Genomic DNA, 16,163 nt, shown 5'->3' with positions numbered 1-16,163 from the left:
AAGCTCCGCTATTGATCTTTGAGACGCGTTCAAGCTTTCTGTGCAAGGGCATTGTTTCCTAAGCCAATGGCCTGCCGGCCGGGTAGGAATCCGGCCAGAGGCCAATATGGTTGGATCATCGACAGGTTGATTCTCGCCTGTCATTCAAGGCGGTGGAGCGGCATGAGCTCAGCGAATCCCAAACTCCATGATGCAGATGCGGCGCGCGGTGCCGAGCCCTCGATGGATGAGATCCTGGCATCCATACGCCGTATCATCGCCGACGATCAGGCCCAGGGTATCGCCGGACCGGCGCGACGTAATCCGCCACCGCCGGAGGCCTATGCCGTCGAACGCGGCGAGCCACGCCCGGATCCGCGTCTCGACGGCCGCGGCGAGCCGCGGCGTCCAGCCCGTCCACCGCTTGAAGGAGCGCCCGACATGCGGCTCGAGGATGCTGACCGGCTGGCGCGAGCCCCGAAGACCTTCGCCGAGGCGGCTGAGATGGCGCCGCCACCGCCTCCCGTCATGCGCCAGCCGCCGCCACAGGCCTTCCAGCCTCCACCGGCGGAGACGGTTCTGCGGGCCCAGGCGGTCCCGGCCGAGCCTCTGGGATCGGCGCCGAAGCTTCGCCGCAGCGAGGGCGCCGACATCGCGGAGCGCCTTCTCTCCCCGCAGAGCCATGCGTCTGTGTCGACGGCTTTCGATGTGCTGGCGTCGTCGGCAGCCCAGCATGTCAGCCCCTCTCTCGAGGATTTCGTACGCGAGATGCTCCGGCCGATGCTGAAATCGTGGCTGGATGAGAACCTGCCGGCGCTGGTCGAGCAGCTCGTACGGCAGGAGATCGAGCGGGTGGCGCGCGGCCCGCGCTGATCGCCGCAGACAGGATACGGCGCGCGCCGGTTCTGATATCCGCGCGACACATCGCGGAACGCGTTTCCCCTTGAGAGAGATTTCCTTTGGGAGACGTTTACCTTGGGAGACGTTTTCCTTGGGGGGATGCTTCTCTTTGAAAGATGCATCTCTGGAAAATGCCGGTGGCCGCTGGTTAGGCGCCTCCTTTGCATTGACTCAAGCCCCCGCTTCGTCGTCTACCTCAAGCCAATTGTTTCGGCGCGATAGCGGTTGGCATCATGGATAAGACGTTTGAACCCTCCCTCGTCGAGGCGCGGATCTCGGCGATTTGGGATGAGGCCGAGGCCTTCAAGGCCGGCCGCCCCGAGCGCGCGGGCGCTGAGCCTTATTGCATCGTCATTCCGCCGCCGAATGTAACCGGCTCGCTCCATATGGGGCATGCTCTCAACAACACGCTCCAGGACGTGCTCTGCCGCTTCGAGCGCATGCGGGGCAAGGATGTGCTGTGGCAGCCGGGCATGGACCATGCGGGCATCGCCACGCAGATGGTTGTCGAGCGCCAGCTTGCGGAGCGCCAGCAGCCCGGACGGCGCGAGATGGGGCGCGAGGCCTTCCTGGAACGGGTCTGGGCCTGGAAGGCGGAATCGGGCGGGGCGATCGTCCAGCAGCTCAAGCGTCTCGGCGCGTCCTGTGACTGGTCGCGCGAGCGCTTCACCATGGATGAGGGCTTGTCGCTGGCGGTGCGCAAGGTGTTCGTTGCGCTCTACCGGCAGGGCCTGATCTACAAGGACAAGCGGCTCGTCAATTGGGATCCGAAATTCCAGACGGCGATCTCCGACATCGAGGTCCAGCAGATCGAGGTGAAGGGTAACCTCTGGCATCTGCGCTATCCCGTGGTCGATGATGCGGGCCAGCCGACCGGCGAGGTGATCGTCGTCGCCACGACCCGCCCGGAGACGATGCTGGGGGATACGGCGGTCGCCGTGCATCCGGACGATGAGCGCTATGCGCATCTCCATGGCCGCCGCGTGCGGCTGCCCCTCGTCGGTCGCCTCATCCCGATCGTGACGGACAGCTATTCCGATCCGGAGAAGGGGACCGGCGCGGTCAAGATCACGCCGGCGCATGATTTCAACGATTTCGACGTCGGCAAGCGGCATGGCCTCTCGGCCATCAACATTCTCGGTCCGGAGGCCGAGATGCTGCTCGCGGGGAACGAGGACTTCCTCGAAGGCGCCGAACAGGGTGAGGACCTCCAGTGGGTGCTCGGCCTCGACGGTCTCGACCGGTTCGAGGCACGCAAGCGGCTCGTCGCGCGGTTTGAGGAGAGCGGCGTGCTCGAGACGATCGAGCCGCATGTCCATATGGTCCCGCATGGCGATCGCTCGAACGTCGTGATCGAGCCCTGGCTGACCGACCAGTGGTACGTCGACGTCAAGCCGCTCGCCGAGAGGGCCATGACCGCGGTCAAGGACGGCAAGACATCCTTCGTGCCGAAGAACTGGGAGAAGACGTTCTTCGACTGGCTCGAGAATATCGAGCCGTGGTGCGTGTCGCGTCAGCTCTGGTGGGGCCATCAGATCCCGGCCTGGTATGACGGCTTCGGCCATGTCTACGTTGCCGACGACGAGGAGGAGGCGCTTGCCGCGGCGCTCGGCCAGAACGTCGCCGACGGGAATATCGACGAGGCTGAGGCGGCCGCGATCATGGCCGATGCCGACAGGCGCGCGGCCTTCCTGACGCGCGACGAGGATGTGCTCGACACCTGGTTCTCGTCGGCGCTGTGGCCTTTCTCGACGCTCGGCTGGCCGGACGCCACGCCGGAGCTCGGCCGCTATTACCCGACCAGCGTGCTGGTGACCGGTTTCGACATCATCTTCTTCTGGGTGGCCCGGATGATGATGATGGGCCTGCATTTCATGGAGGAGGTGCCGTTCCGGACCGTCTACATGCATGCGCTCGTCCGCGACGAGAAGGGCGCCAAGATGTCGAAGTCGAAGGGCAACGTCATCGACCCGATCGAGCTTGTCGACCGCTACGGCGCGGATGCCGTGCGCTTCACCCTGGCGGCCATGGCGGCGCAAGGGCGCGACATTAAGCTCTCACCGCAACGCGTTGAAGGCTATCGTAATTTCGCGACGAAACTGTGGAACGCCGCGCGTTTCGCCGAAATGAACGGCTGCGTCCGGGTCGCCGGCTATGCGCCGGCCAAGGTGACGGAGACCCTGAACACATGGGTCGTCGGCGAATGCGCGCGTGCGGTGAGCGAAGTGACGTCCGCGCTGGAGGCCTTCCGCTTCAATGACGCGGCCGGTGCGGCCTATCGTTTTGTCTGGAACGTCTTCTGCGACTGGTACCTCGAACTCGCCAAGCCGATCCTGCAGGGCGCGGATGGTCCGGCCAAGGACGAAACGCGGGCGACCACTGCCTATCTCCTGGATGAGATCTGCAAGATCCTGCATCCCTTCATGCCCTTCCTCACCGAGGAACTCTGGACCATCAAGGGGAGCGAGGGGCCTGCGCGTTCATCGGTGCTGGCGCTCGCCCGCTGGCCGCAGGCCACGGCCGTCGAGGACGCCCAGGCGGAACTGGAGATCGGCTGGCTGGTGGAACTCGTGTCCGAGATTCGCTCGGCGCGGGCCGAGACCAACGTGCCGGCCGGCTCCCAGGTGTCCCTCGTCCTGGTCAAGCCGGGCGCGGAGACCGCGGCGCGGGCAGCGCGCTGGGACGAGACCCTGCGGCGGCTTGCCCGGCTCGGCGATGTGAGCACCGCCGATGCGGTGCCGCCTGGCTCGGTGCAGCTCGTCGTCCGGGGTGAGGTCGTGGCGATGCCGCTTGCGGGGGTGGTCGATCTCGCGGCCGAGCAGCAGCGCCTTGCCAAGGAAGCGGCCAGGCTCACCGCCGATGTGGCCAAGATCGACGCCAAGCTCGGCAACGCCGACTTTCTGGCCCGCGCGCCCGAAGAGGTGGTCGAGGAGCAGCGCGAGCGTCGCGAGGAGGCCGAGGCGCGCCTCGCGAAAATCCGCGACGCTGCGGAACGGCTGGCGCGCGCGGCAGGATAAGCCGCGCCCCCGCAAATCTGTGGCGAACACGCAACAGGCTTTCCGCAATCGGCGTTGATCTTCAGGAGGACCAACGCTCGCCGCGATGCCGCCATAAACCCGTAGCTAGATAAGCTCACAGGCAACTTATTGAAAGCATTGCCTTTTGCCGATGCTTGCGGGTGTCCGGCTGTACGGGTCGGCATCATGCCAATCGGCAGCAGGGTATTTGCATAACCTGATGGCTCCGTGTCATTTGGTAATGCTGATCGGGACATGTGCGAAGAGCTGGGCTTGTAAGTGCTGGACTTGTAAGTGCTGGGCTTGGCACGTCTTGCAATTGCGAGTGTTAGTCGGCCGGGGTGGGGCGGATCATAGTGTCGAGCAGAGCCGTGGGCTCTGCCGAGGACTATGGTTTTGGGTTCGAACAGCTCTTGGGTTTGAACAGCTCTTGGGATTGAACAGCTCTTGGGATGAAATTGAGAGCGATGCGGATCAGCAAGCTTTGTGCGTGGGGGTTTTCTGCTGCAATGTCCCTCGGGGGAACTTTGCCGGCGGTTGCTTTTGACGGGCCGCGCCCGTCCACCCCATCAGCCGCTATCCCCAATGCGTCTGCCGGGGCCTTCAAGTCCGTCCGGGAGGCTTTCCGGAGCGGCATGAAGAACTACAACGCCGGCGACAAGCGAAGCGCTGTGCAGGCTTTGGAATATGCGGCGACCCAGGGGCACACGCCTGCGCTCTGGAAGCTTGGCCGCATGTATGCCGAGGGCGATGGGGTTACCCATGACGACCTCAAGGCCTTCGAATATTTCTCCAGGGTTGCCGACGAATATGCGGACGAAAGTCCGGATTCGCCGAATGCACGCTTCGTTGCGAGTGCCTTTACGGCGCTCGGCGGCTATTTCATCGACGGTATTCCGAATACCTATGTGAAGCCGGATTTGCGCCGTGCGGTCGACCTCCTGCAATATGCGGCGTCCTACTACGGCGATCCCAACGCGCAGTATGATCTGGCGCGCCTCTATCTTGATGGTCAGGGCGTGGCGAAGGATGCCCGGCAGGCCGCGCGCTGGCTGAATCTCTCCGCGGAAAAGGGCCATCACCAGGCCCAGGCCCTGCTCGGTCATATCCTGGTCAACGGGCTCGGCGTGCCGCGGCAGAGCGCCCGCGGCCTGATGTGGCTGACGATGGCGCGTGAAGCCGCCGACCCCGACAAGGACGAGTGGATCATCGAGCTGCACCAGAAGGACTTCGCCAACGCCAGCGAGAGCGATCGCCAGGCGGCCTTGGTATATCTTGAGGGCTATCTCAAGAAGGACCGCTGATGGTGGCGACGGCGTGTTTGCGAAGCACGGCCGCTCCAGACGATGTCCGGTGAGGCTGTCGCGTTGGCGCCTGCGGCCTTGGACACCTCCTGGTTCACGCCGATCGATGCCTATTGCGAACGTCTGGACCCGGGTTTCTGGGCCGAGCCCGTCAATGCCCTGACCAACGGCGCCTTCTTCATCGCCGGCATCGGCGCCGCCGTACTCATGCTCACGCGCGACCGCCGCGACGGGCCGGCTATCCTGCTGATCGCATTGACGCTTCTCATCGGCATCGGCAGTTTCCTCTTTCACACCTTTGCCAATCGCTGGTCGGCCCTGGCGGATGTCGTGCCGATCGGCGTCTTCATCCTGGTCTATTTCTTCACGGCCATGCGCCGTTTCCTTGGCCTCTCCGTCGCCTGGGCGGCGAGCGCCACGGTTGGCTTCCAAGGATTTGCCGTTCTCGTCACCTGGCTATGGCGAACGGCTGTCGTGATACCCCTTGGCTTCGACCCCATCAACGGCTCGGCCGGCTACCTCCCGGCCCTGGTCGCCATCATCGGCGTGGGCGTGGCGGCCATGCCACGCGATCCTGAGACAGCACGGCGCCTTTTCATCGCCGGCGGGGTCTTCGTGCTGTCGCTTGCGTGCCGCGCGCTCGATGCGCGCATCTGCGATGCAGTTCCGGTTGGCAGCCACTTCCTGTGGCATATCCTGAACGGCACCCTGCTGTTCCTCCTGATGCGCGCGGCGATTCTCCGCGACAGCGGGAGCGCGACGGCGACCCGCCCCGCCCCTACAGCTTGAGATCGACCGACACGGGGACGTGGTCGGACGGCTTCTCCAGGGCGCGCATGGCCTTGTGAATCACCGTCGTCTCGAGGCGATCGGCCGCCTGCGGCGAGAGGAGGAGATGGTCGATGCGGATGCCATTGTTCTTCTGCCAGGCGCCGGCCTGATAGTCCCAGAAGGTATAGAGCCCGCTTTCGTCGCTGCAGGCGCGCAAGGCATCCGTCAGCCCGAGATCGACGAGAGAGCGGAAGGCGCTGCGGGTCTGGGGCAGGAAGAGGGCATCATGCACCCAGGCTTCCGGGCGCGCCGCGTCCCGCGGTTCGGGGATCACGTTGTAGTCGCCCGCCAGAACGAGCGGCTCTTCGAGGGCAAGAAGTTCCCGGGCATGGGCCGACAGGCGGTCCATCCAGCGGAGCTTATAGGGATATTTGGCCGTGTCCGGCGGATTGCCATTGGGGAGATAGATCGAGGCAACGCGAACGACCCCGGTCGCGGTCGAGATGGTCGCTTCGAGATAGCGCGCCTGGTCTGGGCCGTCTTCGTCCAGACCGTCCCGGCCGGGCAACCCGCGCCGGACATCCTCCAGCGGCAGGCGGGAGAGGATGGCGACGCCGTTGAAGGTCTTCTGACCGTGCACCGCGACGTTGTAGCCGGCGGCCTCGACCTCGGCGACGGGGAAGGCCTCGTCGACGCATTTGATCTCCTGGAGGCAGAGCACGTCCGGTGCCTGCTCGCTCAGGAAGGCCGTGAGATGGCCAAGGCGTTGCTTGACGGAATTGATGTTCCAGGTGGCGATGCGCATGCTTCACGACATTTGATCGAAGAGCCCAGCGCCACCTTTGCCACATCATGTCCGTCGAGTCATGCCTATGAACTCATGCCTATGAACCGGCGCCAGTGCCAGCCATCGGCTCTAGAACCAGCCGGACCTGCCGACCGGACCTACCAGCACACGCGCACCCGGCGCGGTCCCCAGGGCGAAGGCTGCCAGCGCCAGCCGCAGACGACCCGCGGCCGGTAGCGCGGAGGACCGTAGCCATAGCCATAGTAGGGCCTGGGCCTGTAGTAGCGGCGCGGCGGCCCGTAATAGCGTCGGCCGTAGTAGCCGCGCCGCGGACCGTAGCCCCAATACTGCACCTGTTGCACGAGGTTGGCGGCGCTTGCCGCTGGCACCGCCGCGGCGCCGGCTGTTACCGGGCCGGCGGCCTGAGCGCTACCAGCCAGTTCGATTGCGCCTATGCCCAGTCCGCCAGCCGTAATCACGGCGGCCAGGACAGCGCTTTTGAGGGAAAAGTGCATCGTTTCGTCTCCTGACGCCCCCGATCCACCTCACACCCCCCCGATGAGGATAACCCAACCATCACACCATGCCGCGGCCCAACTGAACCCCGGCTGTTCGAACTGTTCAGCTTCAGTTCACGAACGGAACTGTTGTCCCGGAAAAACGCGCGGAGAACGGCTTAGTTCCCGCTCAGGCCGCGGCGTCGGCGAGGGCGGGGTAGTCGGTGTAGCCCTCGGCCCCGCCGCCATAGAGCGTTTCACGCTTGACCTCTGCCAGGGACGCATCGCGACGGAGCCGTTCCGGCAGGTCCGGATTGGCGATGAAGGCCCGGCCGAAGGCGATCAGATCGGCATCGCCCGCTTCAAGGGCCTTGATGGCGAGATCCCGCGTATAGCCGTTGTTAGCGATATAGGCGCCACGGAAGGCCTTGCGCAGGGCTTGAAAGTCGAAGGGGGCAATATCGCGTGGGCCGCCTGTCGCGCCCTCGACCACATGGATGAAGGCAAGCGCAAGCGTATCGAGCTCTGCGACCAGATGGTTGAAAAGGGGCTGCGGGTCACTGTCGGAAATGTCGTTGGCCGGCGAAACGGGGGACAGCCGAATGCCGACGCGGCCCTTGTCCCAGGCCTTGACGGCCGCGGTCGCAACCTCCACCGCGAAACGGACGCGGTTCTCGATGGAGCCGCCATAGCGGTCGGTGCGATGATTTGTGCCGTCCTTGAGAAACTGGTCGATCAGGTAGCCATTGGCACCATGCAGTTCGATCCCGTCGAAGCCCGCTTCGCGCGCATTGCGGGTCGCGGCGGCATAGTCTTCGACGATGCCTTCGATCTCATCCAGCGCGAGGGCGCGGGGCGCAGAGACCTCAGCGAAGCCGCCGGCGAGATAGGTCTTGGTTTTTGCCTGGATGGCGGAGGGCGCCACGGGGACTGCACCGCCCGGCTGGAGTTCGGTGCTCGAAACGCGGCCGACATGCCAGAGCTGGGCGACGATCTTGCCGCCGGCTTCGTGCACTGCATCCGTGATCTTACGCCAGCCCTCGACCTGCGCCGGCGAATAGATGCCCGGCGTTGCCATATAGCCCTGCCCCTGGGCTGAGATCTGCGTCCCCTCCGAGACGATCAAGCCGGCGCTCGCCCGCTGGCGATAATAGGTGATGGCAAGCTCGCTCGGGACGTCGCCGGCAACCGCCCGGTTGCGCGTCAAAGGCGCCATGACGAGGCGGTTTGCGACGTCGATGGCGCCCAGGCGAAACGGGGAGAACAGGATCGATGCGTCGGCAGCCATGGGCAACTCCAATCAGCTGATGTGGATAACAGAATTATCCAATCAATATGGTGGAGAACCCAAGGCGCGGGCAGGGGCCGGCTGATGCATCCCGTGCATGCGACCCCTGCTTCACGTGCCGGTGTGGCGCGCGAGCAGCGCCATCGGCGCGGATGCCTTCCCGATGCCCCGTCCGGCGAAACCGGTCGGAACGCGCGGACATCCATCCGTTGAAGCACCGTTTGGGTAGAGCCGAACCGCCTTTCGAGGCGCCCTTAGTGCTGGGGCGTCTGGGGTGGGGCGTTGCGCTTCACGGCGCGCGCGAGGAACTCGGCAAGACGGCCGCATTCCGGGAAGGGGACAGCGTAGTGCAGCCAGCCGAAGCGCGGATCGCGCAGGTGGAGAACCGTAAAGTCCCGATCCTTCGGAAGCTCTGCCGAAAAGCGCGGGTTCGTGATGGCCTGGACCGGACGGCCCGGCTGCCATTCCGGCTCGACGCGCGGCTCGAGGCGCGACCGCATCTCACCCAATCCGTGGAGGACCTGCTCAAGCTGCGCGGCATCGATCTCGAGGGCGACGGCGGGATTATTCTCGTCCGACAAAGTGACGGTTTGCGTCTCGGGATTGTGGTGCAAGCGAACGACAGCCATACGGATCTCCTGACAAATATTTCACGACGCTATTAGACCCGCCCCCAACCGTCCACCGTGAGCTGGGCGGGCGTAGTGCGATCGCTATATCAGGGTTTTAAAAAATGCCTACCGTTCAAACGGCCGTCTCAGACAGAAAACCCCCGGTCGTGAGGACCGGGGGGCGCGCGTACCCATTCTGACTGTCTTATGTCGCTGGGTCTGCCGTTAGTAGCGGCGGTAGCAGCGCTGTACGCGCTTGGTTGCCCAGCCCCCGTAGGGCCCGCGGACCCGCACCGTTTCCCAGCGGCAGACACGGCGCGGCACGGGACGGTAACCGTAGCGGTATCCCGGAGGCGGCGGACGGTAGCCGGGGCGATAACCCGGAGGGTGGCGATAGCCGGGAGGGGGTGGGTAGTACTGCGCGGGCTCGACATTGAGCGCGGACGAGGGCGCGGCCAACGGCATACCCGCCGGGGCTGCCGAAGCCGGAACCGCTGCAAGGCCGACACCGACCAGCAGGCCGGCCGCGGCCAGAAGACGACCGAATGAATTCAGCATGAAATGCTCCTCCTGTAGATCAAAGTCTCGCCTCCTGCTTTCAGTTCCCACGCACATGGGGTGAGGCGTCACGGGTGATGAGGATGGAATCCCATCATCTCACGGTGGATGACGGCATGTCGAACGATCGTCCAGCGCGAACCTTCTGCGCATGCCCGGTCGCAGGCGGCGGGTCGAGGGCCAAAGCCTTCGCGCGGGACTGGCGGATTCTCAAGGTCCGTTGCCGTTTCATGGGTGAAAGTAAAGAATTTTTCAGATGAACCGCAGATTAACACCTCAGAATGTTACGCAACTTTAATGTGATACGTATCGCTTGGGGACAATTGGCTTGTGGCGGATATAGTTACTTTTCCATATATATGGAAATAATCGATGAACGCAGATATCAAACTTAATTTCGTCAAATTTTTGAATCCGGGTTCTTGAGTATTCATATTGCAGGCAAATGTGAACGCGCATGCGCGGCAAGGCAATCGCGCGGTCGCTTTCCCACTCGATCTCTCGTCTGCTTGTTCCCCCGTCACTTGCCGTCACCTAGCAGGCTGTTGAAAAACTCAGCCTTTGCCTGAGCGATGTCATTTGGCGACGGTGTCATTCCCGGCCGAGGGTCGCAAGGCCCGAGGGGAAGGGAATCCAGGACAATGACGCCCTTGATGATTTTGGATCCCCTTCCCGCTATTGGCTTCGCCAATCGCGCCGGGGATGACACGTGAGCGGTTCGAGAAACAGTTTTTCAACAGCCTGCTAGTGGAGCGAATTTGACATTTGAGTCCCACCTGACATCAAGCTCCAGATCAAATGTCAAATTCAAAAGCTCCACTAGAACCAATAACTTGCTAGTGGTTCTCTTGAATCCGACATTGGCTCAAAGGCTCGTATCAGGCGGATGCAAATGTCGACGACGAACCACTAATATCGTGTCTGACATGGAGTGACTCATGACCGATCGCCTGCCCGATACGCCCGTTGCACAGGTGGAGCCTGCCAATCCCTTGCTGGCGACCTGGGAGACGCCGTTTGGCGTGCCGCCCTTCGCGCGCATCAAGCCGGAGCATTTCGAGCCGGCCTTCCAGGCGGCTCTCGCCGAGCACGAGGCCGAAATCGGCCGGATCGCCACCAACCCGGACGAGGCCGATTTTGACAACACGGTCGCGGCGCTCGAGCGCAGCGGCCGCAGGCTGACCCGGGTCGCTGCGGTCTTCTACAACTTGACAGGCGCGCATACGAACAAGGACCTGGAGGCGATCGACCGCGCCATCTCACCGATGCTCGCAGGCCACCGGAACGCCGTCTACCAGAATGCCGCGCTGTTTCGGCGTCTTGAGGCGGTGGCAGCCACCGCCAAAGGGGTAACGTCGGCGGAGGAGGCGCAGGTTCTCGACCGCTATCGCAAGGCTTTCGTGCGCGCCGGCGCCGGGCTCGAGCCCGCCGCGAAGGCGCGTTTGGGGGAGATCGCCAAGCGGCTTGCCCTTATTGGGACAGAGTTCGCACAGAACGTCCTCGCCGATGAATCGGCCTATAGCCTGGTGCTCGAGGGCGAGGCGGATCTCGCGGGCTTGCCGGATTTCCTGCGCGATGCGGCGGCGCAGGCGGCGAGCGAGCGCGGCCATGACGGTCGGCATGTCATCACGCTCTCGCGCTCCAGCGTCGAGCCCTTCCTGATGTTCTCGGCGCGGCGGGACCTGCGCGAGAAGGCCTTCAAGGCCTGGATCGCCCGCGGTGAAGCGGGCGAGACCGACAACCGTGGGCTTATCGCCGAAATGGTTCAACTGCGCGCCGAGCGCGCGAAGCTTCTCGGCTTTCCGACCTTTGCTGATTTTCGTCTCGATGATTCCATGGCCAAGACCCCTTCGGCGGCGCGTGCGCTGCTCGATTCGGTGTGGAAGCCCGCCTTGCGGCGCGCCGAAGCGGAACGTGCGGCGCTCGAAGCGCGCATGGCAGCGGACGGGGTCAATGGACCCCTCAAGCCCTGGGACTGGCGCTATTATGCCGAGCAGGTGAGAAAGGCGGAGTTCGATCTCGACGAGAGCGAGACCAAGCCGTATTTCCAGCTCGACGCGATCATCGACGCCGCCTTTCATGTGGCCCATAAGCTCTTTGGCCTCAGCTTTGCCGAGCGCCGAGACCTCAGCCTCTACCATCGGGACGTGCGCGCCTTCGACGTGAAGAATGCGGCGGGAGAGGTCGTCGGCCTGTTCCTGGGGGATTACTTCAGCCGCGCCTCCAAGCGCAGCGGCGCCTGGATGAGTTCGTTTCGCACGCAGGAGAAGTTCGACGGTGACGTGAAGCCGATCATCGTCAACGTGATGAACTTCGCCAAGGCGCGGGAGGGCGAGCCGACGCTGCTGTCCTTCGACGATGCGCGCACCTTGTTCCATGAATTCGGCCATGCCTTGCATGGACTTCTGTCCGATGTGGACTATCCGACGATCGCCGGTACGAATGTGGCGCGCGATTTCGTCGAATTCCCCTCGCAGCTGTTCGAACATTGGCTGGAGCAGCCGGAGATTCTGAAGCGGTTTGCCCTCAACTACCGCACGGGCGAGCCGATGCCGGATGCGTTGATCGCGCGCATTCTGGCGAGCCGCACCTTCGGGCAGGGGTTTGCGACCGTCGAATATGCCGCGTCGGCGCTGGTCGATCTCGATTTCCATAGCGTGACATCGGCAGACACCCTCGATGTCGCGGCTTTCGAGAAGGCCTCCCTGGCACGCATCGGCATGCCGGAGGCCATCGTGATGCGCCACCGGCCCGCGCATTTCACCCATGTCTTTGCCGGCGACGGCTATTCCTCCGCCTATTACAGCTATCTCTGGTCCGAGGTGCTCGATGCGGACGGCTTCGGCGCCTTTGAGGAGGCCGGCGACATCTTCGATCCCGCCACTGCGCGGCGGCTGAAGCAATTCGTTTATTCAGCCGGCTACCGGCAGGCGCCGGACGCGGCCTACCGGGCCTTCCGCGGCCGCGATCCGGATCCGACGGCGTTGTTGCGCAAACGCGGCCTCGCTGAGGTGTGAGGTGGGACGCGTCGATCCCTCCCCTCAGGGGAGGGTGGCGCCGGAGGCGCCGGGCGGGGTCTACCCGCGACGCCTTCTCGACCAGACGACGGCGACACATATGTTGGCCGGGAGAGCACTGTCTCCCGCCTTGTGGCCCCACCCGACCTCGCTGACGCGAGGCCACCCTCCCCGAGGGGGAGGGATCAGGGCGCGCTTATCTCCGCCGGGCCGCCAAGAGCGGCATGGCGAGCCCGCTTGCAATGATGAGGGCCGTGCCGGCGAGAGCGAGCGCGTCGGGCATGATTCCGAGAACCGTGATATCGAGGGCCAGGGCCAAGGGCACGCTGGTGTAGCGCAGCGGGCTCGTGATCGCGAGCCGCGCATTGCGGATGCCCTGTGCGATCAGGACGTTGCTGGCGATGTAAAGTCCTACGGCGGCGGCGAGAATGCCGATGTCGCTGCTATCGATCGGTTTCCAGCTGCTCCCGAGTGAGAGCGTGAGCCCCAGCGTGAACGTCGCCGCATTGGCCATCGCCGTCATGCGCAGCGCCCCATAGTGGCGCGGCATGGAGCGCGTCAGCACATCGCGCAGGGCAAAGGCGAGCGCACTGAGCGTCACCGCCGCAAGGCCCGCCGGTGAGGCGTCGAGGCCGGGTCGCAACAGCAGCAGCGTGCCGGCGAGCCCGAAGCCGATGGCGATCCAGGCCGTTGCCGGTGTGGCCTCTTGCAGCACGAAGCGGCCGATCAGCGCCGTCATGATCGGAATGGTCATCAGGATGGCGGTGACCAGCGCGAGCGGCATCCGCGTCACTGCGAAGATGAGGCACGCCGTGGCGGTCGCCTCGCAGGCTGCGCGGACGAGAACCGCGCGCGTGAAGGGTGACGGTCGCGGCGGCTGGCGCCGGCTGCGCCAGGCGATCAAGGGCAGAAGCAGCAGCAATGCCGATCCTGAGCGCAGGACAATGATTTCCGAGACGGGCAGAGCAGCGAGCAGCTTGAAGAAAAAGTTGTTCCCGACGCCGGCGGCGACCGCAACGAAGGTCTGCAGGATCCCGAGCCGCTCCTGGTCATGACTGTCGGCCGGAATAGGCGTTGGCGCGGGCTCTTCGCCGGGGCGACCGGGATCGTCTGGAGCGGATGAGGAAGACGACATGGCAAGGACTGGCCGAGTTGGCATCGGGCTGGTGGGACAGGTCCGGGCCCCGCCGCAGACCGCTTGACGGTAACAGGCGTTCGGCATAAGGTCCATAATGAAAAACATTAGATCCATTATATGGATCAAAAAGGAGGATCGATTGCTCCAAGGCCTCTCGCTCACCGGCATTCTGCCTGTCCTGCCCACGCCTTTTCGCGGCGATGGAGCTGTCGATCTCCCGGCGATGGAGCGCGTCGTCGATTTCGCGCTCGCCTGCGGCGCCAATGGCCTCGTCTTTCCGGGCTTCGCGAGCGAGGTCGATGATCTGACTGCCGATGAACGCGCGACGCTTCTGCGCACGGTGGTGGCACGTGTCGCCGGCCGCGTTCCGGTGATCGCGGGCGCCAGCGCGCCGAGCGCGGAGGAGGCGATTGCCCATTCCCGGGATGCGGTGGCGGCGGGCGTCACCACCGTGATGATCCAGGCGCCGAAGAGCGTCGGCGTGGGGGCTGAGGCTGTTGGTGCTTTCTATCGGACGATTGCTGAGGCCGTTCCCGAGATCAGCATCGTCCTGCAGAACGCGCCCGCGCCGCGCGGCTCGGATCTCAATGCGGAAACCATCCACGCCATCGTGGCCGGCAACCCGTCCATCACCTATGTCAAGGAAGAGACGCTGCCGTCCGGGCCGCCGATATCGGCGATCCTCAAGGGAAAGCCGGCCCATCTCAAGGGCGTGATCGGCGGTGGCGGCGCGCGCTATATCATCGATGAATATCAGCGCGGCGCCTGTGCGGCTATGCCGGCCGTCGAGATCACCGATGTCCATGTCGCGCTCGATCGCGCCTTCCGCGCCGGCGATGTCGCCAAGGCGCGCGAGCTCTATATGCGCACGCTGCCGCTGCTCGTGATCCAGGCGAACTACCGCATGCGTTTCACCAAGCATGTGCTGAGCCGCCGCGGCGTCATGGACAACGACGTCGTGCGGGCGAAACTGCTCACCTTCGACGATTACGACGTGGCTGAGATTGACGCCTGGCTCGATCTGGCGCGCGATCTCCTGACCGGGGAGGGCGCGCATGGTTGATCAGGTCGCCAAGGTCGAGGTCTTCTCGATCACCATCCCGCGCGACACGCCCTATCTCGGGGCGCTGCGTCCCGGCGAGAGCGTCAACGAGAAAGGCTATATCGTGCGGCTCGGCAACCGCACGGTCTACCCGACCGCAGACCGCACCGTCGTCGTGCGTATCGAGACCCGCGACGGGGCAGTCGGCTGGGGCGAGACCTACGGCATCGTCGCGCCCGGCGCGGTCATCGCCCTGATCTCGGATCTTCTCGGGCCCTTCGTCGTCGGGCGCGACCCCCATGACGTGGTCGTGATCCACGAGGATCTCTACGATCTCATGCGGGTGCGCGGCTATACCGGCGGCTTCTATCTCGATGCGCTCGCCGCGATCGATATCGCCCTGTGGGATCTCTCGGGCCAGCTCGCCGGCCTGCCGATCGTCAAGATGCTGGGTGGCCAGCGGCATGATCATTTGCCGGCTTATGTTTCCGGATTGCCGAAGCGCACGCTGGCCGAGCGCGCGGATTTCGCGGCGGAATGGCAGGGCAGGGGCTTCGACAGCTTCAAATTTGCCGCGCCCGTCGCCGATGACGGCGTGGTGGCCGAGATGGAGAGCCTGCGCAGCCGGCTCGGGCCGAAGGCGCGCATCGCCTGCGACATGCATTGGGTCCATTCAGCCGAGGAGGCCGTTGCGCTGATCCGCGCCATGGAGCCGCACGGGCTGTGGTTCGCCGAAGCCCCCGTGAAGCCGGAGGATATCGACGGGCTCGCCCATGTCGCGCGCTCCGTGTCCACGACGGTTGCGGCGGGCGAGGAGTGGCGAACGGTATTCGATCTCGTGCCGCGGGTGGCGCGTCGCGCCTGTGGTATCATCCAGCCGGAGATGGGCCATACGGGGATTACCGAGTTCATGCGCATCGGCCGCTATGCCGAGGCGCATCACCTCAAGGTCATTCCGCATGCGACGATCGGCATCGGCCTGTTCATGGCGGCGAGCCTGCAGGCGAGCGCGGCCCTGACGGTCGTTGAATGTCACGAGTACCAGCATTCGGTCTTCGAGCCGAACCGGCGCCTGATCGAGAGCGACATGGATTGCAAAGCCGGTCTCTACAGCCTGCCGACGGGCGCAGGCCTCGGCGTCAAGCCGTCCGAGGAAGCGCTCGGGTTGTTGCACAAGCACTGACAGGCGTGGCGGCGTCGCCAGGCCGCCCGCTCGGAACGCATTCTCCAGTCCGGTGGCCGGCAACGGCCATC

At 64.6% G+C, this 16,163-nt stretch carries 13 protein-coding genes; 7 read left to right on the top strand and 6 right to left on the bottom strand.

The window, feature by feature from the left end; genetic code table 11:
- Positions 1-162: 162 nt before the first annotated feature.
- The 4 genes from C7450_RS15365 (at position 163) to C7450_RS15350 (ending at position 5,989) form a co-directional block, all read left to right on the top strand.
- Positions 163-852, top strand: a complete 690-nt coding sequence (locus tag C7450_RS15365) for a PopZ family protein (protein WP_245449779.1) — start codon at positions 163-165, stop codon at positions 850-852.
- Between the two features lie 257 nt (positions 853-1,109).
- Positions 1,110-3,896, top strand: a complete 2,787-nt coding sequence (locus C7450_RS15360; protein ID WP_110375332.1) for a valine--tRNA ligase — start codon at positions 1,110-1,112, stop codon at positions 3,894-3,896.
- A 509-nt stretch (positions 3,897-4,405) separates the two neighbouring features.
- Complete coding sequence (locus C7450_RS15355; protein WP_110375331.1) at positions 4,406-5,200, top strand: tetratricopeptide repeat protein; 795 nt, start codon at positions 4,406-4,408, stop codon at positions 5,198-5,200.
- A 78-nt stretch (positions 5,201-5,278) separates the two neighbouring features.
- The gene (locus C7450_RS15350) at positions 5,279-5,989 is read left to right on the top strand and encodes a ceramidase domain-containing protein (RefSeq protein WP_110375572.1); all 711 of its coding nucleotides are present in this window, start codon (positions 5,279-5,281) and stop codon (positions 5,987-5,989) included.
- Here C7450_RS15350 and xth read toward each other — a convergent pair.
- The 5 genes from xth to C7450_RS15325 all read right to left on the bottom strand — a co-directional run bounded on the left by xth (position 5,979) and on the right by C7450_RS15325 (position 9,712).
- On the bottom strand, positions 5,979-6,776 hold the full coding sequence (gene xth / locus C7450_RS15345; RefSeq protein ID WP_110375330.1) for an exodeoxyribonuclease III: 798 nt from the start codon (positions 6,774-6,776) through the stop codon (positions 5,979-5,981). The two genes, C7450_RS15350 and xth, sit on opposite strands and share 11 nt — an antisense overlap.
- Before the next feature lie 140 nt (positions 6,777-6,916).
- Positions 6,917-7,273: a hypothetical protein gene (locus tag C7450_RS15340; RefSeq protein WP_210206459.1), complete on the bottom strand. Its 357-nt coding sequence runs from the start codon at positions 7,271-7,273 to the stop codon at positions 6,917-6,919.
- Between the two features lie 172 nt (positions 7,274-7,445).
- Entirely contained in the window at positions 7,446-8,543 is a 1,098-nt protein-coding gene (locus C7450_RS15335; RefSeq protein ID WP_110375329.1) for an alkene reductase, read from the bottom strand.
- Positions 8,544-8,797: 254 nt separating this feature from the next.
- Positions 8,798-9,172 (bottom strand): hypothetical protein, encoded by a 375-nt coding sequence (locus C7450_RS15330; RefSeq protein WP_110375328.1) that lies wholly within the window; start codon positions 9,170-9,172, stop codon positions 8,798-8,800.
- A gap of 207 nt (positions 9,173-9,379) precedes the next feature.
- Positions 9,380-9,712 (bottom strand): hypothetical protein, encoded by a 333-nt coding sequence (locus C7450_RS15325; protein ID WP_110375327.1) that lies wholly within the window; start codon positions 9,710-9,712, stop codon positions 9,380-9,382.
- 938 nt (positions 9,713-10,650) lie between these two features.
- On the opposite strand from C7450_RS15325, the gene C7450_RS15320 reads away from it, so the two are divergent.
- Positions 10,651-12,729 carry a M3 family metallopeptidase gene (locus C7450_RS15320; protein ID WP_110375326.1) on the top strand — a complete coding sequence of 693 codons (2,079 nt, stop codon included), beginning with the start codon at positions 10,651-10,653 and terminating at the stop codon, positions 12,727-12,729.
- 196 nt (positions 12,730-12,925) lie between these two features.
- On the opposite strand, the gene C7450_RS15315 is transcribed toward C7450_RS15320, so the two are convergent.
- Positions 12,926-13,864, bottom strand: a complete 939-nt coding sequence (locus C7450_RS15315) for a DMT family transporter (RefSeq protein WP_170147259.1) — start codon at positions 13,862-13,864, stop codon at positions 12,926-12,928.
- 142 nt (positions 13,865-14,006) lie between these two features.
- On the opposite strand from C7450_RS15315, the gene C7450_RS15310 reads away from it, so the two are divergent.
- Positions 14,007-14,930 carry a dihydrodipicolinate synthase family protein gene (locus tag C7450_RS15310; protein ID WP_425351217.1) on the top strand — a complete coding sequence of 308 codons (924 nt, stop codon included), beginning with the start codon at positions 14,007-14,009 and terminating at the stop codon, positions 14,928-14,930.
- Entirely contained in the window at positions 14,923-16,092 is a 1,170-nt protein-coding gene (locus tag C7450_RS15305) for a mandelate racemase/muconate lactonizing enzyme family protein (protein WP_110375323.1), read from the top strand. The genes C7450_RS15310 and C7450_RS15305 overlap by 8 nt, the downstream gene beginning before the upstream one ends.
- The last annotated feature ends 71 nt before the right edge of the window (positions 16,093-16,163 follow it).

The sequence above is a fragment of the Chelatococcus asaccharovorans genome (genome assembly GCF_003201475.1).
GTDB lineage: Bacteria > Pseudomonadota > Alphaproteobacteria > Rhizobiales > Beijerinckiaceae > Chelatococcus > Chelatococcus asaccharovorans.
This window is presented reverse-complemented; position numbering and strand designations above follow the sequence as displayed.